Annotated in this window: 15 protein-coding genes and 1 tRNA gene; 6 read left to right on the top strand and 10 right to left on the bottom strand. The window is 43.1% G+C overall.

The window, feature by feature from the left end:
* Positions 1-7: 7 nt before the first annotated feature.
* From rtcA to J8Z28_RS17530, 4 genes are all read right to left on the bottom strand, one after another.
* Entirely contained in the window at positions 8-1036 is a 1029-nt protein-coding gene (rtcA, locus tag J8Z28_RS17545) for an RNA 3'-terminal phosphate cyclase (RefSeq protein WP_062566372.1), read from the bottom strand.
* A 2-nt stretch (positions 1037-1038) separates the two neighbouring features.
* A complete protein-coding gene (locus tag J8Z28_RS17540; RefSeq protein WP_062566371.1) occupies positions 1039-2265 on the bottom strand; it encodes an RtcB family protein in 1227 nt (408 codons plus the stop codon).
* A 28-nt stretch (positions 2266-2293) separates the two neighbouring features.
* Positions 2294-3448: a slipin family protein gene (locus tag J8Z28_RS17535; RefSeq protein ID WP_062566370.1), complete on the bottom strand. Its 1155-nt coding sequence runs from the start codon at positions 3446-3448 to the stop codon at positions 2294-2296.
* Between the two features lie 233 nt (positions 3449-3681).
* A tRNA-Ser gene (locus J8Z28_RS17530) sits at positions 3682-3752 on the bottom strand.
* Positions 3753-4001: 249 nt separating this feature from the next.
* Here J8Z28_RS17530 and rtcR point away from each other — a divergent pair.
* Positions 4002-5594 (top strand): RNA repair transcriptional activator RtcR, encoded by a 1593-nt coding sequence (rtcR, locus tag J8Z28_RS17525; RefSeq protein ID WP_244269409.1) that lies wholly within the window; start codon positions 4002-4004, stop codon positions 5592-5594.
* A 96-nt stretch (positions 5595-5690) separates the two neighbouring features.
* On the opposite strand, the gene J8Z28_RS17520 is transcribed toward rtcR, so the two are convergent.
* The 3 genes from J8Z28_RS17520 to J8Z28_RS17510 form a co-directional block, all read right to left on the bottom strand.
* The gene (locus tag J8Z28_RS17520) at positions 5691-8906 is read right to left on the bottom strand and encodes a S41 family peptidase (protein ID WP_082710965.1); all 3216 of its coding nucleotides are present in this window, start codon (positions 8904-8906) and stop codon (positions 5691-5693) included.
* Positions 8907-9063: 157 nt separating this feature from the next.
* Complete coding sequence (locus J8Z28_RS17515; protein WP_062566367.1) at positions 9064-10449, bottom strand: hypothetical protein; 1386 nt, start codon at positions 10447-10449, stop codon at positions 9064-9066.
* A gap of 28 nt (positions 10450-10477) precedes the next feature.
* Complete coding sequence (locus J8Z28_RS17510; protein ID WP_062566366.1) at positions 10478-12892, bottom strand: TonB-dependent receptor; 2415 nt, start codon at positions 12890-12892, stop codon at positions 10478-10480.
* A gap of 138 nt (positions 12893-13030) precedes the next feature.
* Between J8Z28_RS17510 and J8Z28_RS17505 the strand changes: the two genes are divergently transcribed.
* The 3 genes from J8Z28_RS17505 to J8Z28_RS17495 are packed head-to-tail and all read left to right on the top strand — an operon-like array spanning position 13031 to position 14445.
* A complete protein-coding gene (locus tag J8Z28_RS17505) occupies positions 13031-13534 on the top strand; it encodes a ZrgA family zinc uptake protein (protein WP_062566365.1) in 504 nt (167 codons plus the stop codon).
* Positions 13531-13998, top strand: coding sequence for a Fur family transcriptional regulator (locus J8Z28_RS17500; protein ID WP_055198507.1), 468 nt, complete (start codon positions 13531-13533; stop codon positions 13996-13998). The genes J8Z28_RS17505 and J8Z28_RS17500 overlap by 4 nt, the downstream gene beginning before the upstream one ends.
* 45 nt (positions 13999-14043) lie before the next feature.
* The gene (locus tag J8Z28_RS17495; RefSeq protein ID WP_054563008.1) at positions 14044-14445 is read left to right on the top strand and encodes a MerC domain-containing protein; all 402 of its coding nucleotides are present in this window, start codon (positions 14044-14046) and stop codon (positions 14443-14445) included.
* A gap of 60 nt (positions 14446-14505) precedes the next feature.
* On the opposite strand, the gene J8Z28_RS17490 is transcribed toward J8Z28_RS17495, so the two are convergent.
* Positions 14506-14751 carry a DUF3297 family protein gene (locus tag J8Z28_RS17490; protein ID WP_171037140.1) on the bottom strand — a complete coding sequence of 82 codons (246 nt, stop codon included), beginning with the start codon at positions 14749-14751 and terminating at the stop codon, positions 14506-14508.
* Positions 14752-14836: 85 nt separating this feature from the next.
* On the bottom strand, positions 14837-15301 hold the full coding sequence (locus tag J8Z28_RS17485) for an energy transducer TonB family protein (protein WP_054563006.1): 465 nt from the start codon (positions 15299-15301) through the stop codon (positions 14837-14839).
* A gap of 178 nt (positions 15302-15479) precedes the next feature.
* Between J8Z28_RS17485 and J8Z28_RS17480 the strand changes: the two genes are divergently transcribed.
* Positions 15480-17564 (top strand): TonB-dependent siderophore receptor, encoded by a 2085-nt coding sequence (locus J8Z28_RS17480; RefSeq protein WP_062566364.1) that lies wholly within the window; start codon positions 15480-15482, stop codon positions 17562-17564.
* Positions 17554-18699, top strand: coding sequence for an acetyltransferase domain-containing protein (locus tag J8Z28_RS17475; RefSeq protein WP_062566363.1), 1146 nt, complete (start codon positions 17554-17556; stop codon positions 18697-18699). The genes J8Z28_RS17480 and J8Z28_RS17475 overlap by 11 nt, the downstream gene beginning before the upstream one ends.
* A gap of 63 nt (positions 18700-18762) precedes the next feature.
* On the opposite strand, the gene J8Z28_RS21875 is transcribed toward J8Z28_RS17475, so the two are convergent.
* Positions 18763-23709: a S8 family serine peptidase gene (locus J8Z28_RS21875; protein ID WP_062566362.1), complete on the bottom strand. Its 4947-nt coding sequence runs from the start codon at positions 23707-23709 to the stop codon at positions 18763-18765.
* Positions 23710-23838 lie beyond the last annotated feature (129 nt).

The following is a 23838-nucleotide window of genomic DNA, read 5'->3' as shown; positions in this document are numbered from 1 at the left end:
ATCCTAATTAGGTATCAGTTAATGATACCTGCCAAAGGTTATCATCAAGCTGAGTAAACGTTATCTCTACATGCAAAAGCGTTTTTATGACCTCTGCATTGGTTAAGCTGTGCAAGCTTGGTTCATTGGTTTTGAACTCGCCTTTACCGGCCAAAGCTAATGGCAAAAGCAGCTGATCTGCCAGATGTTCTTCTACTGCCGCTGCTGATTGGGTAAATTGTGTAACTTGTTCTACGGCTTTCAGAGCCACCTTTTGTGCTGCAACGCCATGTTGACCAATAACTTCAAAAATACTGTTATGAGTGTCTGATGTTATATGTAGCTGCAAGCTGTTTCCTGCTCCAATACTTTCTACTTGAGTGATCGTGGTTTCAGCGTTTGTCCAACCAAGGTTTTGTTTTACAGTGCTAATTTCACGCTTCGCAACATGCCCCGGTAACTTGTTAACAAGTACTTTAATCGACTTTTTGGCATCCTTAGTTGGCGGTGCAAAATGCGCAAAGGGCTTTAATGTTTCACACGGGTAAACGGTTAACTGCCATTTGCCACCACCGGCAGGGTAAAAGCCATACTTGGTAACTGTAAGCTCACAATACACCCCCATTTTTGCTAAAGCTGGCAAATAACAGTGCTCAAAAAAGCACAGTGAAGGTGACATGCCATTATGTGTGCCACCTTCAAAGGTTATGGTAGAGGGCTGCTTTGCTGTCGCTAATGTCAGTAATACAGTTTGGCATACAAGAGTTGTACTGCCTGCTGTGCCAATCGCAAAGTGATAATCACCCGCTTTTATTTGTTTAGGCGCAAAGCGAATATGGTTTGAGCCTAGTTCAACTCCTGCTGTTTCGGCATCACAGATTTGTTGTGCTGCTAACACACAGGTTAGGTGCTGGCGTAACAGGCCAGGCTTTTTTCGCTTGGCCCGAATATTAACAACTTCAATGGCTTGCTTGGTTAACATTGATAAGGTGAGGGCGGTGCGAAGTACTTGCCCTCCGCCTTCACCTTGTGCTCCATCGATTATTAAATAGTTCATTATCATCCTTTTACGCAGACTATTTGTTTTAGCGTATGCACAACCTCAACCAAGTCTTGCTGTGCTGCCATAACCTTTTCAATATCCTTGTACGCATGCGGAATTTCATCAATCACCGCAGCATCTTTGCGGCATTCTACCCCTTGGGTTGCCGCTATTTGATCTTGAATATTAAAGACATTTTTAGCTTTTGTACGAGACATGACTCGGCCGGCTCCATGACTACAGCTATTAAAGCTATCTGGGTTTCCTAAGCCGCGAACAATAAAAGAGCGCGCTCCCATACTTCCGGGAATGATCCCCATTTCACCTTTTTGTGCACGTACAGCTCCTTTGCGTGTTACAAAACAATCTTTGCCAAAGTGATGCTCACGCGAGATATAGTTATGATGACAGTTAACAGCAAGCTCCGCGGTTTCAAAAGCGATAGGTATTTGCTTTTTAAGCGCTTTGATAGCGTTAAACATCATGATCTCTCTGTTTTTAGCTGCAAAATCTTGCGCCCATTCCACAGCCTCAACATAGTCATCAAAGTATTCGCTTCCTTCTTTCAGATACGCAAGATCCATATCAGGTAAGTTGATTTGATGACGCTCCATCTCTTTTTTAGCCAGCTCGATAAAGTAAGTGCCTATGCGGTTACCAACTCCTCGGCTACCTGAGTGCAGCATGATCCAAACAGCATTGTTTTCATCTAGGCAGAGCTCTAAAAAATGATTGCCTGTGCCCATCGTACCTAGGTGATTTACATGATTACTGTTTTTAATTGCAGGGTGCTTAGCGCAGATTTTTTCAAACCGCTTCTCAAGTTTTTGCCACTCACCTGCAACAACATCAGGAATATTATGCCAAGCACCTCTGTCGCGAGCCCCTCTACCTCGGCCCGTTCGACCATGTGGTACCGCAGCTTCAAACGCATGACGAATTGCCGCCAGATTATCGGGCAGTTGCGAAGCCGTTAACGTTGTTTTAGTTGCAACCATGCCGCAACCAATATCAACACCTACCGCTGCGGGGATCACTGCATCTACAGAGGGAATGACGCTACCTATTGTGGCGCCTTTGCCCATGTGAACATCTGGCATGACCGCGATATGAGAATGAACTAGCGACATTTGCGCAATATTATTTAATTGAGCAATAGCTGCATCTTCAAACGGTACGCCTTTTGTCCATGCCTTTATAGGTACCTGTCCTTGTTGTTCGATTGTGTTGTAGTTATTACACATAATTTGATTCCTTACTCGTCCTAGCCTGTTAGGCTATTTTTACGACCCCGCTCATTAGCCCTTCAAGGCCGCCATAAACAGTTAAGTTATTTATTTTTTCTGCGACTTTCTCTAATGCCTCTAACTCTTTAAGGCGCATTAGCGTCGGGTTGTTCTCAATTACTTTCGCGGTGTTGTGTAAGCTGCGTGTTGCTGATGTTTCTTCACGTCGCTTTATTACATTTGCCTCAGCTGCTTTTTGCGCTTCGACTACTTGATTTAAAATGGCTTTCATCTCGCCCGGTAAAATAATGTCTTTCACACCAACGCCAGATAGAGCAATACCAATCTCCTTCAGCTGTTCAATCACCAGCTCTTTCACTGTTTCATTGATATACAACTTATCTAATAAGATATCATCGAGCGTTTTTGTACCAACCGCTTCTCTGAGTGCTAGTTGTAGAGTTTTGTAGATGAATTCATCCAATTTATCTACGCTCTTTGCTGCAAGCTCAGCATCCATCAGCTTGATATTGGCAGTCAAATTAATGCGTAGGCTAACACGGTCTTTGCTGAGAATTTCTTGCCCAGATACTTCTACGCTTTGTGTTCTACAGTCATAACATTTCACTTCAATATCATGGTTAAATTGCCAATAGGCATGAATACCAGGCTGCAACTTCCCAATAAAATGGCCGTTAATGTAAAGTAAGCCTACATGCTCTTTCGCGACTTTAAACTCGGCGATCGGTTTGATTGCGACTGTTTTTTCGCTTCTAATTAAGCGAGTTGCGCTATTTGCACCAGCTCGATTAACTAAATTTAATAATTGCTCAGGCACCGCTTGAGTGCTGTTGAGAGTAATTCTTTCAAGTTTTATAGCCCCTGCATCTTGCCAAATATATAAGTGCTCACCAGGAGCGACGATCCCTTGTAGTAAATCATCAACATACAACATACCTAGTTCGTTGTTCTCAAGTTTCCAATGACTTATATGCTGTTGCAAGATTGGATTATTGCGGTACAAACGTTCAGTATTTCGCTCTGAGAAATACAGTGAGTTAATATCAAAGGTGACAAACTCAAGCTGCTTCTGAAAATCCCAATAACGATGCTTTCCTGGCGTTAACACGTCTGTTAGTTGCTGGTCTTTAAAAACGAGCACTCTTTGGTTCTCTGCTACTAATTGTGTTTTTCTTAACATGTTCTATTTCCTTATTGATTGTTAGCAAGTGTGTATTTGTTATCTGAAAAAGGCTTTGGGCGTCGCAATAACAGGGAGCATCCGGCTTGCTGTTATCGTTCATGCTTAAGCGTTTATCAGTCAGCGCAAACAACGACTTACTAACATTTAAAGTTACGATTTTGACTAAGGCGGGATTTGAACCCGCAACATCCAAATTGGTTTTGGTGCTCTACCTGTTTGAGCTACTTATGGTATTAAGATGGGAATCGAACCCATGGCCGACGAAATCATTTCGCTGCTCTACCTCTGAGCTACATTAATAGTTTTGTGATTAGGCATACGTGTTCACAGTGTGTAACGCACCAGGGTGATATTTGAATCACTCCTAATTAATCACACTTCTCTATTCCAAGAGCTGTGCCACAACTAAAAAAGAGTGTTTTTTAGTTTCTAACGCACTGATTTTTATGTTTTTATTATATTTTTGTAGTTTGTGTTGGGTGATGAGGTACTTGACGATAGTGTTACTTGGTATTTAAATAGATACAGTTTCTATCTATAAGGATATATTTTGAAAAGTACGATTGTGGTGAGTATTCTCGGAACTCAATTAGACTATGTGGGTAAGCGTGTTGATCGTTGGGCAAGATGGCGACCCAATGTCAGTTTATGTAGTCAAGAAGAGTTCATCGTTAATAAGCTGTATATGATGCATGATACTCATAGCTCGCGTTTAGCGAATAATGTTGCAGTAGATATTGAGTCAGTTTCCCCAGAAACCACGGTATGCCTTGAAAATATTAACTTTATAGACCCTTGGGATTTTGAAGAGGTTTACGCCAAGCTTTATGATTGGTGCCATCAACAGCGTTTTGATGCTGATCAGCACGATTACTTTTTTCATATCACGACTGGCACCCATGTTGTGCAGATATGTATTTTCTTATTAACCGAGAGTGGTCATTTTCCTGGGCGTTTAATTCAAACATCACCCAATAAGCATAATCAAAATAAAGCGACAGGTAAGATTCAAATTATTGATTTGGACTTATCTAAATATGATCAACTTGCCACTCGTTTTGATAAAGAGCATTTAGAAGGTAATGCATTTTTAAAAGGCGGTATTCAAACTAAAAACAGTGCATTCAATAAGTTGATTGCGCAGATTGAAGTTGTGGCTATTCGTTCAGATGATCCTATGCTTCTGACGGGTCCTACGGGAGCTGGTAAAAGCCAGTTGGCAACGAGAATTTATAAACTGAAAAAGAAGCGCGCCATTTTAAAAGGTGAGCTTGTGTCGGTTAACTGCGCCACATTACGTGGTGAAAATGCCATGGCTGCTTTGTTTGGCCACACAAAAGGAGCTTTTACAGGTGCTCAAAAAGAGCGAAGCGGTTACTTACTCACTGCAAATAATGGTGTGCTGTTTTTAGATGAAATTGGCGAGCTTGGTTTAGAAGAGCAAGCAATGCTGTTACATGCCATTGAAAATAAGACCTTTCATCCAGTGGGCAGTGATCAAACTGTTGCGAGTGATTTTCAACTCATAGCTGGCACTAACAAAGATTTAAAAGCCGAAGTCGAAAAAGGGCTGTTTCGTGAAGATTTATTAGCGCGTATCAATTTGTGGAGCTATCAGTTACCGGCATTAAAAGACAGAAAAGAAGATATACCTGCCAATATTGACTATGAAATGGGTTTATTTGAGCAAAAAACCGGGCAGCGAATTCAATTCAATAAAGAAGCAAAGCAGTTGTTTGAGCAGTTTGCTATGTCGAAGCGAGCGGTATGGCGGGGAAACTTTCGTGATTTAAGCTCTGCAATTACTCGTTTATGTACTTTAGCGAGCTCTTCGCGTATTACCGTGACTGATGTTAATGACGAAATCGCACGGTTACAAGACTCATGGCAATCTAATGTGCAACCTAAAGCGTCTAATCGCCTTGCTCACTATTTGTCAGAAGAGCAAATAGCGAATTTAGATCAGTTTGATATTGCTCAGTTAAATTATGTGCTTAGTATCTGTGAGCAGCATTCAAGCATGGCCTCAGCTGGTCGTGAATTATTTGATGTGAGTCGTACCAAAAAAGCACAAGCCAATGACTCAACTCGATTACAAAAATACTTACGTAAATTCAATTTAGCATGGTCTGACTTAGCTTAAATTATTTGTATATACAAGTTAAATGGTAGTTCTTTTAATTAAAAATAAACCCCGCATTGCTGCGGGGTTTTTTGTTTTTTAACAACCAGTTAAGAATTAAAAGTCAGTCGGTGCTGGTGGCACGGTGAGTGGCTTTTTCGGGTTGTCTTTTAGCTCTTTTAATAGCTCTTCTACGGCACGTTCAATCGATGGATCTTTACCTTGGTAGATTAGCTCTGGGCGATCAACCACCTTGATGTCTGGGGTGACACCTTCGTTTTCGATGATCCAGTTGCCATCGTTATCTAAAATGCGGAATGTTGCCGCGATAACTTGGCCGCCATCTACTAGGCTTGGGTTACCCGAAATACCAATTAATCCACCCCAAGTACGGGTACCAATAAGCTTACCTAACCCCGCTTGGCGGAAGTAGTAAGGAATAGCGTCACCGCCTGAACTTGAGTAACCATTGATCAGCATGGCTTTTGGACCATCATGAGCAAATTGTGGTGTTTTCGTAGGCTCAACACCGCGGCGCTTCCAGTAGTTAAGCGGTTTACGAGCAAGCCAAGTGATCATGTGCTCAGGAATAAAGCCGCCGCCATTGTATCGGTCATCAATAATCATGGCGTCTTTGGTGGTTTGCGGCATGTAGTTTTTGAACATGGCGCGGTTACCTTCGTAGGCTGTATTTGGTAAGTGAACATAACCAATACGGCCATTTGATAGCTTATCAACGTAGGCTGCACGAGAGTTAACCCAGTCTAAATAACGCAAACCTTGCTCGCTGGCTACAGGCTTAACGGTAACTTGCCATGCACCTTTGCTGCGCGGCTTACTGTTAAGGACTAGCTCAACTTGCTCACCTTGAGTGTTCTCTAGTAATTCGTAGAAGTTAGCGACGTCTTTTACTGAGCGGCCATTTACGGCAATGATGTAGTCGCCGTTATGTGCTTTTACCCCTGTTGTGCCAAGTGGTGAGCGGAAGTCTTCATGCCAGTTTTCACCTTGGAAGATTTGCTCAATTTTTACGTATCCAGATGGATCGCTGGCAAGTTTTGCACCCAATAAGCCGTGCTTTTTACGCTCTGCTTTAGGCATATCACCCGACTGTACATAAATGTGGCCTGAGTTAATTTCACCTGCGATTTCACTGAGAATGTAATCTAGGTCACTACGGTGTGAGATTGCATCAGCCATAGGTTGATACTTAGCTAAAATTGCGTCCCAATCTTGGCCGTGATGGTTTTCATCGTAGAACCAATCACGTAATGTACGCCAGCCTTCAACATACATTTGCTGCCATTCAATTTGTGGCTCAATTTTTAAGGTCATGTTACTAAGATCTAGCTTATTCGCTGCTAGGTCTTGTTTTGCTTTTGGCTCAATTAAGCTGTAATCGTTACCCGCATGTACTAACAGGTGTTCACCGTTGCTCGAAATAGTATAACTACGAACCCCTTTAGCCACGGTTTCAAGCTCGCTGTCGTGAGCTGTGCCTATCAATTGTAGGCCGCCATTAGCCAGTGTTAGCACGCCATCCTTTACAGCCGTTAAACCGCGATAATCTCCAGCCGGCGCATTTAAAGCGGTAACGCGCTGCATAAAGTCGCTGCTTTGCAGGGTATTTTTCGCTTTCTTGTCGTCATCTTTTTGTTTATCGCTTACGATTGCTGTTTCATCACTTTGTAGTGCGATAAGTGGTTTGATGCTGTCATTTACGGCTGCGGCATAAATACGCGTTGCACGATTAAACATGTAGTCAAACTCGTAGCTGCTAAAGGCTAAGTTAAAGTCGCGCTCAGAACTAAAATACAGGTATTGACCATCAGGAGAGAAAGTTGGGTTTTGCTCATTGGTCATTTCATCCGTTAAGCGAGTCACTTTCTTTTTATCAACATTGTAGTGCCACAGCGAGGCATAGCGGTTTTCATTGTTTTTTACATACACAATGTCTTCGCTATTTGGCGACCAAGTATATTGGCGAATGCCTTCTTCATCGTAGATGCTGGTATCAATTTTGTGTTGTTTACCTGATTTTGCATCTATCCACCAGAGTGTGTGGTTTTTATCTGCAAATAACAGTTTTGAGCTATCTGGTGACCAAATAGGTGTAAAACGCCAAATAGTTCCGTTGCTGGTTAGCTGCTTGGTGGCATTATTTTTACTGCGGTCTTTTAAGTAAATTTCGTATTCGCCACTTTCATCGCTCATATAAGCAATATAGCGGCCATTTGGCGACCAACTTGCGTCAATTTCGCGGCCTTTTGCTGTGTAAGATAAGTTACGTGTTGGGCCTTGTTTAACCGGTACGCTAAATAGCTCACCGCGGGCAGTAAAGAGTGCACGTTTACCATCATGAGAAATCGACATTGAGTCGATAAAGTCACTCACATTTTTTGTGTACGGCATTGCGTATTGACGCACACCAGCAATGTTAATACTTAGCTTGCTACTTTTTTGAGTTTTTGGGTCAAAGCGATAAAGGTAACCACCATTTTCATAAACAACAGCATTTGGGCCAGCTGATGGCCACAGTACGTCAAAGTCTTTATGGTTGGTTAGCTTTTTCGGCTCAGCGCCTTTTTGGTATTGATACAAGTTAAGGGTGTAATCTCGGTCAGATACAAAGTAAATGTTGTCGCCAACCCAGGTTGGTTGCTGATCGGTAGCGCGGTTAGTGGTTAGCTGCTCTGAGGTATTGTTTTTTAGATCGTAAACCCAGACATCTTGTGCACGACCGCCACGGGTGCGTTTCCAAGTACGAAATTCACGGTCAATTGGCGTGTAAACATATTTACTACCATCTGGCGAAAGCATACCGCCGCCGGTTTCTGGAATAGCCAGAGCCTGCTCAAGGCCTCCGTCAGCAGGAACCATGTATGGACGACCCATACGCTTACCCCACGGTGTGCGGTTAGCACGAAATACCACATTTTTACCATCTGGTGTCCAATCGAGAACACGATAATCAAAACCGCCGCGTGGTGGCATTGGGCCAACATCGTTGTAATAAGTCAGTTGCTTTAAGCCAGAACCATCGCTGTTAATTACATAAATTTGGCGGCTGCCATTGTACTCGGCTGCAAAGGCAATGCGTTTACCGTCAGGTGAAAACTTAGGGAAGGTTTCAAAGCCAATATGGTCAGTTAAGCGTTTGCTTTCGCCTGTTTGCGTATTAGCAATGTAAATATCGCCACCGTACACAAAGGTAACGTTTTGGTTATGAATATCTGGAAAACGCAGTAAGCGTGTGTCTTTTGTTTCGTAAGCTGATGCCCAAGGTGCCAGTGTCGCAGCCATGGCCAGTGCCAACGTTGTTAGTTTTTTCATGGGATTACATCCTATTTTGGGAACTGTTACATCATAACTATTCAGTTTCAAATAGCGATGCTGATGCGATGAAAGTCTGTTACAAAATATGAATAAAAAAAGGTTGGCAGTAAATGCCAACCTTTGCGAGCTATGTCATACCATAAAACATAACTTCTTAGTGGTCGTGATCGTCACTTTCTTCTGCGATACCTAACCAAGTGATGGCGCTTGGTGCAAAAGTCATTTCAAGATCACCTTCAATTTCAAGGTCTTCGATATGTACTTTAAGTACGTGCTGAGCGATAGGGTCAGCAACGTAAGCAAACTCACTATTTTGTGACACAGTCATGCTGAAGTTCATGCCCTCTGGCATCATTGTTACGTCTTCTTCAGTGATATCTACTTTACCGGCAAGTTCCCAGTGCATGTGGCCGTCGTGCTCATGGGCTTCAAGCACGTTTAAAAAGCCTAAGCTATCAAGTACTAAAAAGTGCTCACCGCTTGCTGAGAATGAGTAAGATACAGCACTTGCGCCTTCATCAAGTTGCCACTCAAGTACTTCCATTTCAGCTTCGCTTGGATTGATATTTACAAAAACTGCGGCTCCGCCACCATGGCCTGATGCAACGCCAATAAAGCTGTCGCTTGCTTCATGACCATATAAAGTACCGATCCTCAAATCGCCAACCGCTTCAATATTTGCGATTTTTTCTGCATGGTATTCATCGTCATGTTGGTGGGCTACCAGTACACCGTCACCACAACCAAATGCTACATAATTATGGTTTTGCGCTGCACCGTGTAAATCTGGGCAAGTAACTTCAAATGTTTGTTCAAGCTCATATTCACCGTCATGAAGGTGGAAAACACCCACCTGATCCGGCAGGATTTTAGCGTTTGAAGTGCTTTCGCTATCCGCACGACGCAATGTTGCAACTAGGTGCTCGCCACGTGGCTCTGCAACACCATGCATATTGATGTCGTACTGAATACCAGCAAGCGTCTCTGTTTCGTTAGCAATGTCGTTATCGGTTAACACTTCTACAGAGGCAACCGTACCTGCATCGGCATTACCATCGTAAAACACGGCCATTTGACCATCATGTTTAACTATGTGAGTAGGGCGGCTGCCCGTTGTTAGCTCGTAGTCACTAAATGCAGGGCCTTGTTTATAATCATGTAAATGCTCGCCATGATCTTCACGCCATAAACCGCCATCGATAAAGCCTAAGTAATCTTGGCTGCGGTTAGCAATAACTGCATAACGGTAGCTTGGTGAAACATTTAGTGAGCTTGAATCATGGATAAGCGAAAACGTTTCTAGTAATGAGTCGTCATCTAAATCAAAGATATTCGCTTCGTTGCTATCAGCTGCTAAAACCGCTAAACGGCCCATTGAGTCAATGGTATAACCGTCATCATGATCATGGTCATCACCACTGTCGTCAGGAACCTCGATAGGGTCTTTCTCAACAATATTTGTTTCTGCGTCACCACATGCGGTGATCAGGGTGCTACTAATTGCTAGTGCCAATAGTTTTAATCTAAATAAGTGTGTCATGTAGGTTTCCTTTATTTGTAATTTTGTTTTAGAAGTAGCCGCGAACACCAAGCGCAAAACTGCGCCCAGGACGTGGTGCAATATTTTTTAAGAATGAGCTATGAACGCGGGCTTCTGTGTCCGTTAAATTTGTGCCTTTTAAATAAAGCGATAGGTCTTGGTTCAGTACCGATAAATCATAAGAAATACTGGCATCAACAAGGGTATAGCCGTCTGTTGTGGTTTCCTCTTGTGCTATGCGGTCTTGTTCTTGGTAGCGCGTAACGTGAATATTTGCCGTTAGGTTTTCGGTTTGATAGCTAAACTCAGTACCAAAACGCAGTGGTGGAGTGCGTGGTAAATCTCCGCCGTCTTTTAGGCGCGCGCGTACATAATCAGAGAATAAGTCGACTTTAAATTCGTCGCTTAGCTGCCAAGCAACTTGCGCTTCAAAACCATGCAAAATCACATCGTCTGTTTTAAATAAATAAACCGGTAGTTCAGATGAATGATCGTGCTCTTCTTCGTGATTATGTTCGTCGCCATGGTCGTGATCATGACCGCTTTCAGCGTATAGGCCTGTGTTGATCTGGTAATAATAGTTATCTACTTGGTTGTAAAAGGCATTGAAGATAAAGCCAATATCACCTTCGGTTTTACGGAATGTCAGGTCGATATTATTTGCTGTTTCTAATTCGATAGCCTCTTCTGATAGCTCAAAATGACCATCATGAGTGTCGAATAGCGCACCAACTTCATAAGTTGCAGTACCAATGTGTGGGCCAAAAGATAACAGCTCAGAAGCAGACGGAGCACGCTCAGAACGCGATACCGATAAACCTAGGTTATAACCCGGTGTAAAATCCCATACCACACCTGTTGATAAACTGACCGGTGTAAACTCTTGGGCAACATCAAATACGCGTGTGTAACCGGGTTCTTCGTGGTCATGATCATGATCGTGCTCATCACCGTCTTCATCATGTGCATGGGCGTCGATCTCAGGTAACAGCACATTATTAGCATCAATAGTAACTCGCTCTACACGGCCACCTAATTGCACTAAAAAATCGCCAAAGTGCTTTTCTTCCATAATTGCAAAAGCAATACTTTCAGTAACAGAAGGAGGGGTGAATGCTTCAGAACCTTGTGCTTCTACATCACTTTTTTTGTAATGAAAGCTAACGCCACCATTCCACTCATCAAATTGGCTATGCAAAATGTCAACGCGCAGCTCATTGGTTTCATTTTTGAAAGTTGTGCCTACAGCACCGTGCTCGATTTCAGCGTGTTCGTAGTCAGTGTGGCCTGCACGTAAGTTAATTTTGCTTAGCCACTCACTGTCGATATTGTATTCACCAAGTAGCTGGACTTTGGTTTGTTCAAGATCAGCAAAAACAGCTTCTTCTTCGCTGTGCTCCTCTTCGTGATCATGCTCTTCTTCTTCACCATGAGTATGGCCAGGAATACCGTATTGGCGGTTAAATTGCTCAACCGCAACACCAAGGTAACCTTGCTCAAATAAGTAGCTAGTACCAACAGTAAAGCCATCTGAGTCTTCATTACTGTTTTCTACTACGTACTTTGAGCTGTGCTCTGTGTCGTCAATATCGGCGGCAACAGGTACTTCGTAATCGTCTGATTCACGCCAGAATGCATCAGCATAAAAGGCAAATGACTCTGTCCCTGTGGTGGCATTAAACGAAGCAACTTTTTGCTCATCTACAGAGTTATGTTCTAGGTTCCACTCACCGCGTGTTGTGCTGTCTGTTGGTACTCGGCTGTCAACTACGTTGACGACACCACCAATTGCACCGCTGCCATAAAAAAGAGTTGCTGGGCCACGTAATACTTCAATTTGCTGCGCTGTTGATGCTTCCGATGCCACTGAGTGATCAGGGCCAACACGTGACACATCACTTACATCTAAGCCATTTTGCGTAATTAAAACACGTGGGCCGCTCAAACCACGGATCACAGGCGTACTGGCAACCTTGGCATGAAAGTTTGTGTTAACGCCCGGCAGCTTTTCGAGGCTATCGCCAAGCGTTGATGCTTGTTGGCGTCTTAATTGTTCGCCAGATAACACACTAACAGGTGAGGCAGATTCCATTGCCGACATATGAATCGGCGTTGCTTCAACATCAATCACTTCAATCGGTGAGCGTTTTAGATTAAAGGTTGCGCTGTGGTCTTGGTCATTGGCAAGTGTGATATCTCGATGTAAGTGAGCATAACCTGGCGCTGAAATATGTAGCTCTTTTAAGCCGTTATTTAAGCCGCTGATTTCAAACTCACCTTTGTCGTTAGTTGTTACTTTTTGATCAGACCCTTCAAGGTCAACTGTGGCATTAGCCACCGCTTTACCTTGGTTATTTAAAACAACGCCTTTGATCGATTGTGCCAAAACACTGGCTGGTAATAACGCTGCTATGACGACAGCCACTCTTGAGATGTTATTCATTATTCACCATTATGGATATGTTATAATGTATCAATTGTGCTTTAATTGTTATAATGTATCAAGTGTGAATCAATGAATGAGTTTTATTCTTTTTTGTAACAGCATGTTTAAAGTGAGGTAAATGGAGTGATTGGGGTTATGAAAGCAGCAAAATTAGCAGTGATATGCTTTATGGTTGGATGTATCTTTTCAGCTCAAGGGCATCAACACCATCATCATTCACATGGTGAGGGAGTGCTTTTTGTGGTTCATGATCAAGACAAGTGGCAGGTTAAATTCATTTTACCGGCTGGAGATATTTTTGGCTTTGAGCATCAGCCCGAAACAGCTGAGCAAAAGCAAACTATTAAACAAACGTTAGCCCAATTAGCAAATTCACAGCAGTTAGTGACATTTAACGGCGAATGTAAGCTTACTCAAGCAAATTTTGAAAACCCATTTGAGCATCACACTCATCATGCACATCAAGACTTAGAAGTTGAATACTCGTTTAGCTGTGATAAGCCCGTCTCTAAAGTCACAGTTACTTTATTTGCATGGGCTGAAGCAATATCTGTTATCGAAGCACAGTGGATCACAGAGCAAGCGCAAGGGATAGCAGAGCTGACAGCAACAAAACCTTATATTGAGTGGCCGCTATGAATAAACAGCGATTAACCAGCACACTTAATAAAGCGAAGCAGGTTTGCCTTGAGCATGGCAGAAAGTTCACCATTCAGCGCAAGCAAATACTGCAAATATTACTAACCACAGACGTGCCGCTATCGGCCTACGAATTGGCCAGTTGCTACAAGCTGCGCACAAGTTCAAGTGTATCTGTTATGTCTGTTTATCGAATCTTGAGCTTTTTGGAGTCGGTAAACCTTGTTCGCAGGCTTAATAGTGCTAACAAATATATCGCTTACGGTACCGACAGTGAGGTTTTTAAGCGTGAGACTTCTTTGTTTTTAATTTGCCGTCATTGCCAAAAAGTTGAGACTTTAGCGGTTTCACACAGTGATGTTGCAAAGCTTTTCCCGCATTTTGATGATGCAGGTTTTACCTCACAAACAAAGCAATTTGAAATGTTGGGAGTATGCAATGAGTGCCAAGCAAAACTTGCTTGATGCACTTTTTATAATTCATGTGTTCAATTTTGTAGGAATTATTCAGTGAAATTACAAGAAATAATGGACAAGTTTGCCATCGGGTTATCAGCTATGTGTGCTATTCACTGTTTAGCTGTGCCTGTGTTATTGGTTTTATTACCAAGTGCTGCAGCACTGGGTTTAGGTAACGAGCAATTTCATTTTTGGATGTTAGTTGCGGTACTGCCAAGCAGCTTATTAGCACTATTTTTAGGGTGTAAAAAACATAAACGTTATCGATTATTGATGCTAGGTGGTGCAGGGCTGGTGTTGTTGTCTGCAGCGGTGCTGCTTGGCGAAAATGTTATTGGTGAGGCTGGCGAAAAAGTACTTACTTTATTGGGTTCGCTCTTTGTAGTCACCGGGCATTGGTTTAACTTTCGCTTGTGTGGGAAAAAACGAGGGGCTGAGTGTCTAAGCTCGTAAAGATATAAACTTGTTGACCAACCATTGTGTTGGCCAACAAGCTAATTCAGCAAAACTGAATTACTTGTAGAATACTTCTACAGTGCCTTTTACTTTTAATAGTAAAGGTTGGCCGCGGCGATCAAGTGCTTTTGGAGAAGCGACTTTGATCCAGCCTTCGCTGATATTATATTCTTCAACGTCAAAACGCTCTTTGCCGTTAAGTTTTACACCAATTTCATGCTCGAAAACTTCTTCCACATAAAATTTACTACGTGGATTGATAGAAAGTTGGTTTGGTAATTCTGGTTTTTGTGTATCAGTCATAGTTGCGATCTGCATTGAATAAATTGTGCGCCATTGTAGGCAATAGCTGGCATTGGCTCAAGTATCTACACGGCAAATTTATTGTTTACTCGCAGGCTTGTTCTGAATGCTCAACGCACATGGCAACGGCTTCACTCTTTTTATCGAAGTCGTGCGTTAAGCAGTAATCAAAACGCATGGTTAACTCAATTACTTGTTCATCCGTGCGCTCTGGCCATTGCCAGTCTCTCACTATTTGCCTTGCTGCCTTTCTAACGTCTTTACTAAAGCGCTTAGGTGCTGAATTTTCAATATTTAAGTTTTTCACATCGCCTTCTGGCGTTACCTGAAAGTTGACAATAGCGCAGCCACTGCCTTGTCGATTTAGCAGCCCTGTCGGGTATTGTACATGGTGCATTGGTGGCAGCCGTTGCCAGCTAGGCTTATCTGTAGTGGTATCGAGTACCTGCGCTTGAATATCAACAAATGGAAATTTACGTGATAAATCAGGGTTTGCGAATGAGCTGATTGATGCGCATACGAGCGTTAATGCTAAAAGTGATTTATACATAGTTTTCCTTAACTTGTTTGTTTTTTAATCTACCCCAAATTTAGCGTTAAAAATTATCTTTGTAAACTAGAGGCTTGGCTAAAATTTAAGGGATAAATGTATTGTTATACTATAACCTATTTTTTATTTGTGTTATTTTATAACAAATCATTTCCCTTAACTTTCACAATCAGACCTTATGAAGTACTCAACTCTTAGTTTAGCCTTAGCTGCGGCGTTTGCAGCGAATACACATGCAGCTGATAACAGCGATATCGAAACGATCACCATTGAACATAAACAGACGTTTCGTGGTGATATTCCAACAAAAGATTTACCGCAGTCGATCACCACATTAAGTAAAGACATGATGACTGATAACGGTATTACTAAGTTTCGTGATGCACTGGATTTTTCTGCCAGTATTACCCGTAAGAATAATGGTGGCGCGCTGTGGGATAGCTATTCAATTCGTGGTTTGTCAGGTAACGAAAATATGCCGTCTGGGTACTTAGTTAACGGTTTTAGTGGTGGTCGCGGCTTTGCAGGCCCACGTGATGTATCAAACATTGAATACATCGAAGTATTAAAAGGACCTGGCTCAGCACTCTATGGCCGTTCGGAGCCAGGTGGTACAGTAAACATTATTACTAAAAAGCCACAGTTTTATCAGCAAGGGCAACTTCAAGCTGAGTTCGGTAGCGATGATCACAAGCGTATTCAAGGTGATTACACTAATGGTTTAAGCGATGATTTAGCATTTCGTATCAATGGCGCATGGCAAGACAGTGACAGCTTCAGAGACTATGTACACCACGACAAATTCGTGATTACGCCTTCGCTTTATTATCAAATCAACGATAACTCATCACTGACTTATGAGTTTGAGTATGTTGATCAACAGCAAATGTATGACCGCGGTATTGTGGTGTTAAATGGTGATTTTGATACCGTACCTGAGTCACGCTTTTTAGGTAACCCAAATGATGCACCAACCAAAGTGCACTCACGCGGCCATCAATTAAATTACAGCAACGAGCTAAACCAAGATTGGAGCTTGTTATTAGGTGCTAGTTACCGTACTGCAACGTTAACGGGTTATTCGTCAGATGCTGAGCTTTCACCATCGCGTCAGTCATTATTTGATGATGGTAGAACTTTAACTCGCCAGCACAGATACCGTGACTATGAGTCTGATGATTTATCGCTGCGTTTTGAGTTAAGCGGTCACTTTGATGTTGCCGGTATCACCAACCATGTATTGATTGGTGTTGACGGTTACGACTATGAGCTGCGCACTGGGCTTTATCGCTACCGTGGTGGTAATGGCACTTACACCATTGATATTTATGAACCAGAGTACAGCACTACTGAAGGCCCTGAAGTGGGCATGCAGTACGAAAATAACGAACAGCAAAATGCGTACGGTATTTACCTGCAAGACCAACTAGATCTAACCGATAACTTAAAAGTGATGTTAGGTCTGCGTTTTGATGAAATTGAGCAAGATATCTTTGAAACTAAGTCTGGTGTGGCATCAAACAGCAAAGAAAACCGCATTAGTCCACGTTTTGGTGTGGTTTACGCACTTAATGACGACATTAACCTTTACTCAAGCTATTCAGAAGGCTTTTTACCACTGAGTGGCACCGATGCAGAAGGTAATCCATTCGGTTTTGAAGAAAGTGACTCGTTTGAAGTGGGTGTTAAATTTAGCTACGCCAATATCAGCGGTACGCTTGCTTATTTTGATGCAAGCAAGAGCAACATGCTGGTGGCAGATCCAGTAAATGTGGGTTATTCAACACCTGTAGGTAAAGCAAATAGCACAGGTTTTGAGTTAGATTTAACAGGTTCATTGGGTGACAATACCGAGTACAACCTATCTTATGCCTATGTTGATGCAGAGACTGCAACAGACAGTCTAAATGTTGATTGGTTAGTGCCAATTCCTAAAGGTAGCCCACTTGTGAACGTACCAAAGAATAACCTTTCGATTGGCTTAAACCATGACCTAAGTGTATTCGCACAAGACATAAAGATTGGTGGTCATTATCAATATGTGTCTGACCGTTTGGGCGACCCAGCTGATCTTACCTTCCGTTTACCGAGTTACCAAACTGTTGGTTTATTTGCTAAATGGCGAGCGGCTGAACGTACTACGGTATCATTAAATGTCGATAACGTGTTTGATGAGCAGTATATTGCTAGTTCTTACAATGCATTGTGGGCCTACCCAGGGGCGCCGACGCAATTTAAACTTGGCGTAAGTTATGACTTCTGAGCAAGTTAAAAGCCGTATTCACAGTATCGACATCATGCGTGGTGTCGTTATTCTGCTGATGCTACTTGATCATGTGCGAGAGCGATTTTTCTTGCACATGCAGGTGGCCGATCCCATGGTGGTTGATACAACTTCGCCGGGGCTGTTTTGGAGCCGCTTTGCCGCGCACTTTTGTGCACCAACCTTTATCTTTTTAACCGGTTTGTCGGCGTGGCTTTATAGTCACCCAGCAAGTGGCGTGGCGCGCTCAGCACGAAGCTTTTTAATCAAGCGAGGGCTTTTTTTAATCGCCCTCGAAGTGACACTGATTTGTTTTTCGTGGATGGGTTACTATCACACCATTTGGCTACAAGTGATGTGGGCGATTGGCCTTTGTATGCTGGTGTTAGCAGCATTGATTAAGCTGCCACGCAACCTATTGCTGGTGCTTGGTTTAGTTATTGTATTTGGTCACAACTTACTGACTCCAATCAGCTTTACGCCCGATGAGTTTGGTTACTCGCTGTGGACGATTTTGCATGACCGAGGCTATCTATCACAAGGCGGTTTAATCGACGTCAAAATTAGCTACCCAGTGCTGCCTTGGGTTGGCGTTATCTTATTGGGTTACTGTGCAGGTCCTTTATATGCGCACACCCAATCGGCAGATTCGCGTAAACGAGCATTACTACTGTTAGCCCTGTTATGTGTGGGATTATTTTCGCTGCTGCGTGGTTTTAATATCTATGGTGAAACCTTGCCGTGGCAAACGTTTAGCACTACAACCGAAACCATGATGTCGGTGTTTAACGTGACTAAGTACCCACCATCACTGAGCTTTTTGCTGATCACGTTAGCAGGCATGTTTGTAGGCTTGTGGTTATTTGAAAGACCACTCAACCGCTTTACTAATGGGCTACGTGTATATGGCTCTGTGCCTATGTTCTTTTATATTTTCCACCTCTATGTACTGCTATTTATGTATCAAATAGGCATGCTGATCTGGGGGGCAAATCAAGGGCAATATTTAGGAGTCAGTGATATATCAGGTATATGGTTTATTACTTTGTTGTTGGCTGTAGGGCTTTATTGGCCAACCAAGAAGTTTAGTGAATACAAGCGTAAGGCTAACAAGCCTTGGTTAAAGTATTTATAACGAAAAATGCCGATATGCTAAGCATATCGGCATTACCTACTTACTATCCTAATTAACTAATCCTTAGTTAATTCGAGGTTTTTTACGACGAAGTGCCATCAGTGGTGCAACTGCTAGTAGTAACCAGCCGAATGAACCGCTTGATGATTTCTTGTCTTTTTCAATCTCTGCTTCTGGAATCACCGCCTCAGGGAAAGTACAGCTACCATCGTCAGTATTGGCGCTTTCATCATAGTTAGTTGCTGAGCTATCAGTACAGCCAAGCTCTTCACCATCAGACATCACCGATAATACAAATGAACTCATTGCTGCATCAGTTGGGTTAACGCTGTCGCTAACTTTTACTGTTACATCAATATCACCATGGAAGTGCGCCGCTGGCGTGATAGTCACAGTGCTACCTGATGTGTGACCAGATACTTCATAAGTGAAGTTTTCGCCTAACACTTCGATTTGGTTGCTCACTTGGTTTTCGTCAGCATAAAGCACGTCAAAACTAATCGTTTCGTTCTCTGCCACCGACATATCAGTTAAGGCTGCCATTTCTAGGTTACCGATAACTTCTAGGTCAAGGGTGATGGTTTCATCATCTGCGCCAACTAAACCATTTGTAAGTGATAGTTGATGCGTTTGATTCGCCGCTTGCTCACCAATGTACGCTTGGAATTTCACGTCAAACTTAGAAATCTCAGGACCTGTGTAGTCAAGACACACAACCAGTTTGTCGTGTAGTACTTCGTCCATATTGTCGAAGCCGTACTTGTTACCGATGTTTAAATCGATTGGAATATCACCACTGATAAAGCCACGACCATCAGCAGCTTTCAAGCCGATAGAACCTTGTGCATCAACTAAGCTTAGGTTGTCGTAAGCAAAAAGTAGCTCGTATTCACCTGGCTCATAGTCAATGCCCATGCGCATGAACATTTCAACGTCAACAGATTGGCCTTCAGTTCTTGAACGCTGGATATTATCCCACTCAAGTACTAACCACTCACGCGATACTGTGTAAGTTGGTGTGATACCTGCGTTGGCGTCATAGTTACCGTAACCACCGTCAACACGCTCTGGGATCATGTTGTCACCAACCCAGAAAGGTGCGATTAGGTAAGGCGGCGGTGGCGGCTGAGTGTAACCCTCAGGCAGTTCAACGTGGAATGGCGTTGTACGGCCTTGCGAACCAAATGTGACTAAGCCAGCTGGGTTAAGTTTAATTGAGTCAAAGTGGTACTTATTAAAGAATGGGAATGACACATCAAGGTTAGTGTTCATGATTTCTTTAAATGTGTACTCAAACTCGTTGTAGTAACGACCTTCAACACCTTCTAGTGTACGCCAGCCAAGCTCACGTAGTTCTAGGTAGTGAGGATCTGGTGAATGCGCCGATGTTAATGAACACATTTCGTCTGTGATGTTGGTGGTAATGTTATAATTACGCTCAACATTTTTAGTCGTCTCTTGAACACCAACTAGTGCTAGAGCGTTGCTATCTAACATTGGTGTTACTGGCGTTGAGTTAGATGCGACAATGCTGTCAGGAACAATGTCTACGCCCGCAGGGAACTCAGTGTTTAGTGCAAATTGACGCGCTTCATCTTCGTTATTAGCAATAACGCTGATTTCGAAGTCAACTAAATCACCCACAAATGCTTTGTCTTTGTTAGCTGTAAAGGTCACGTCTTTATCAACTTGCTCGATGATCACAGGCACAAAACCAAGATTACCCGCATCTTCTGGGTTGCTACCAATATCAAAGCCACCAAAGTAGATATCGCCCACTTCCATATCAGGTAGGTTATAAGCAAGGTCAAGCTCAAGCTGGTCATAACCCGGTACGCTGCTTGGGCCTGTTACGGTTAATGAACCATTGTCTTCAGTGGTCACCGCTGTCGCAAATGATACTTCGATACCTTCATCAACTTCACCATACGATAGAGTCTGTAGGCTCATGTATAGCGTAAAGTATTCACCCGCTTCAGGGTCAACAATATTACAGAAGTTAGTTAGGGTGTAGCTCGTTGACATACATAGCGTTTCTTCATAAGACGCAATGCCATCACCGTTACTATCTTTACCCATGAACACAAGTACACGTGACGTGTCGTTCATCACGCTTGCGCTTAGCATTTTTGCGCCTTCTGGCACTGTCGTCCACTGTATGTGGTTGTTGTTCACAGCTTCGCCTTCACCTTCAACCTCTACGCTATCGAATGGGTCGCCTGGTGTGGTGTCGTTGAATAGGTGTACTGTTTCAACTTGGCCTTTTACTAAGCCGTACGATTGTGTGGTTAGGTTGCTAATTTCATCAGTATTGAATGGACCCACTTTCATCGTCGCAGAGCGGCGGTGAGCATCAATTTGAATATACTCTGGTAAACCGGTATCACCAGCGAAAGTCCATACAGGCATTTCTAAAACTGGTGATTCAGGATTGCTTGAGGTCATTACGATTTGACCTTGGTTACCTGTGTAATCAACAATTTCTTGTGGTGTTGCTTGTTGGCTTGCTTCAACCGTAACAACAATGCTTTGTGTCTCACCTGCTTTAATATCAAAGTTGCTTGGCTCAACACTAATTTTGCTATTACCAATCCAGTTTTCTGTATGAAGTGTCCAGCTTGCGTCTTCTGTCGCTGTAAAGGTTCTGATAAACGTACACTTAAAGCCACAGTCATTATCAACCATGTAAGCTGTGTTTAGTGCTTTTTCACGGCCACCAAGGCTTGGGTTAGCAGCATTCATGTTAGCAATGGTTTCATCAAGCAATAGGCCTGCTTTATCAGCACGCTCAACTTGCATTTTACCCGAACCCATTTCAGCAAGGGCAGCATCAAAGCCATCATCGGTGTAGTTGTTTAGGTACTGTGCTAAAGCAACTTGATTGTTTGCAGTTAACATCAATGCTGATTGAATTTGCATTGGTGTCCAATCAGGATGAGATTGTTTTAACAATGCTGCCGCACCCGCAACGTGTGGGCTTGCCATTGATGTACCAGACATAGATTGCCAGTCTGAAGTTGCAGGGTTGCTAGTAAATGGTTGATCGTCTGATGATGGCGCATAGATATCAACACCCGGAGCCGCAACGTCTACAAGTAAGGTGTCAAAACCAAAGTATGATGGGCCACGGCCAGAGAAGTAAGCAATGCGGTCTTTATCTACAGCATCTACAGTACCTTCGGTTGCTTCAATGGTACCCATGTGGCTGTCGCCTGTGCTTAGCCAGTCAAGTAAGCTCGTACCATCGACGTTTTTAATGTGAATGGTAGGAATAGGGTAAGTCACTGAAGGAATCGTGTAGCGATCGTAGAATGATACATGGTTATAAATAATTAAACCTTCAGCACCACCTGCTTCTACGTTTAGCGATTTAGAGTACAGCGGGTAAGAGCTACGCTTACATACGACAATTACATCTTGCGCACTTTCGTCGATAGCGGTTGCTGGGTCATCAACTAAATCAAATGTCCCTTCAGGGAATGGCTTGTCACAGTTGGCAAGCGCATAGCTTGAGCTTTCATTTGGATTTTCAAAGTCAGTTGCGGCAACGATTAAACCTGTTAGCTCGTTAAAGTTTACACCTGCACCAGCAAATGGTCCTGGCGCTGCAGTATCGCCACCAGTTAGGTTTTTAAGTTGTTTGTTACCAAAATTGACTTTAGTTGAAGGCGTATGAGCTGCAACTGTGGTTACCCAAGGTGAAGAGTGGTCAGCCGTTGAATATTCTGGGCCGCTGTTACCTGCCGCTACCGCCACAAATACACCGGTTTCAGCTGCATTCATGAACGCTTGCTCAATTGGGTCGCTCCATGGGTCTTCTTCAAGGCCACCTAATGAAGCATTCAGTACGTCAACATTATCAATCGCTGCTTGTTCTACAGCAGCTAAGATTGCGCTTGTTGGACAGCCTGCATAAGGGTCACCAGAACCACCCGGCCAACATACTTGGTATGAAATGATATTAGCGTGTGGCGCCATACCTGATACTTGCGGGAAAGTTACATTGGTTTCTAAACCAGATGATTGGCTTTCATACTCAGTCAGTTTGTAAGGAATATCGTAAAGGATATTACCTGCCGCTGTACCTGCAACGTGTGAACCATGGCTATGATAGTCTTCACCATTTTCTGGGCGAGTCTCTTCAAATACAGTATCAACGTAGGCTGCGGTGATCTCAGGGTATGAGTACACACCAATTAGCTTGTCGTTACACAGATCAGCAAATTCAGCGGTTGCACAGTCACCTAGGTACTTGTCGCCTAGAGGGTTGGTGTGAGTGTAGCCATCGCCACCTACAGCTGCAAATGATGGGTGATCGGTATTGATACCCGTATCGATGATACCGACAACCGTGCCTTCACCTTTGTTGCTGCTCGGGTTGCTAGCACTTGTGCTCCACAGTGCAGAAGCACCGGTTTGCTCAATGGTATTAAAAGTATTTAGGCTGTAGATTTTTGAGCGAGTGATCTTCTTAACACCAGCCACTTTAGCAAGGCGCTTCGCTTCATCTTGTGTCATTTGGGTGGTGAAACCGTTTAATGTCACATTGAATGTGCGCTCAACATTTAGCTGTAAGCCTTGTTGACTCATCGCAGTACTCAGTACTGATTGGCGCTTACTTGCTAGGTGGTTAGCGTAAGTTGCGATAGCAGGCTGCGCCATATTAAGCGTTGAGCGTGTTGTTGCTTGTTGCGTCTGCATTACCACATCTTTAGTGCTCGCAAGCCCTTTAACACCACCTTGGTAAGTCGAAATTGGTGCATCGTCCAGTTGCACGATATAAGTTTGAATACCACTAATATCTTTCTCTGGTGTGAAAACGCGGCTTTGTTTTTTAACTGTGTTATTAACCTTGTCTTCCCACACAAATTCATTGGTAACGGTTTGCTTTGGCGCATAGCCTGCTGGCTGTTCTGGCCATGCCTGGTCATTTAGCGCAGCAGCAGACGTACCTACACCTAAGTAAAGTGCAGATGCGACCATCACTGATACTTTTTTCATATTGAACATGTGATCTAACTTCCCTCGAAGGATTATAATTATGAGCTCGCGCTAACGGCGAACGGTTGTAATCAGTAGGGATAGTGTTGAGTTGTGACTATAACATCAATGAAATGTAAACAATTGGCACACACTGTT

This window comes from Pseudoalteromonas sp. SCSIO 43088 (assembly GCF_023650795.1).
In the GTDB taxonomy this organism is placed as follows: Bacteria; Pseudomonadota; Gammaproteobacteria; order Enterobacterales; family Alteromonadaceae; genus Pseudoalteromonas; species Pseudoalteromonas shioyasakiensis.
The sequence above is the reverse complement of the archived record's forward strand: the minus strand, read 5'-3'. Positions and strand labels throughout refer to the sequence as shown.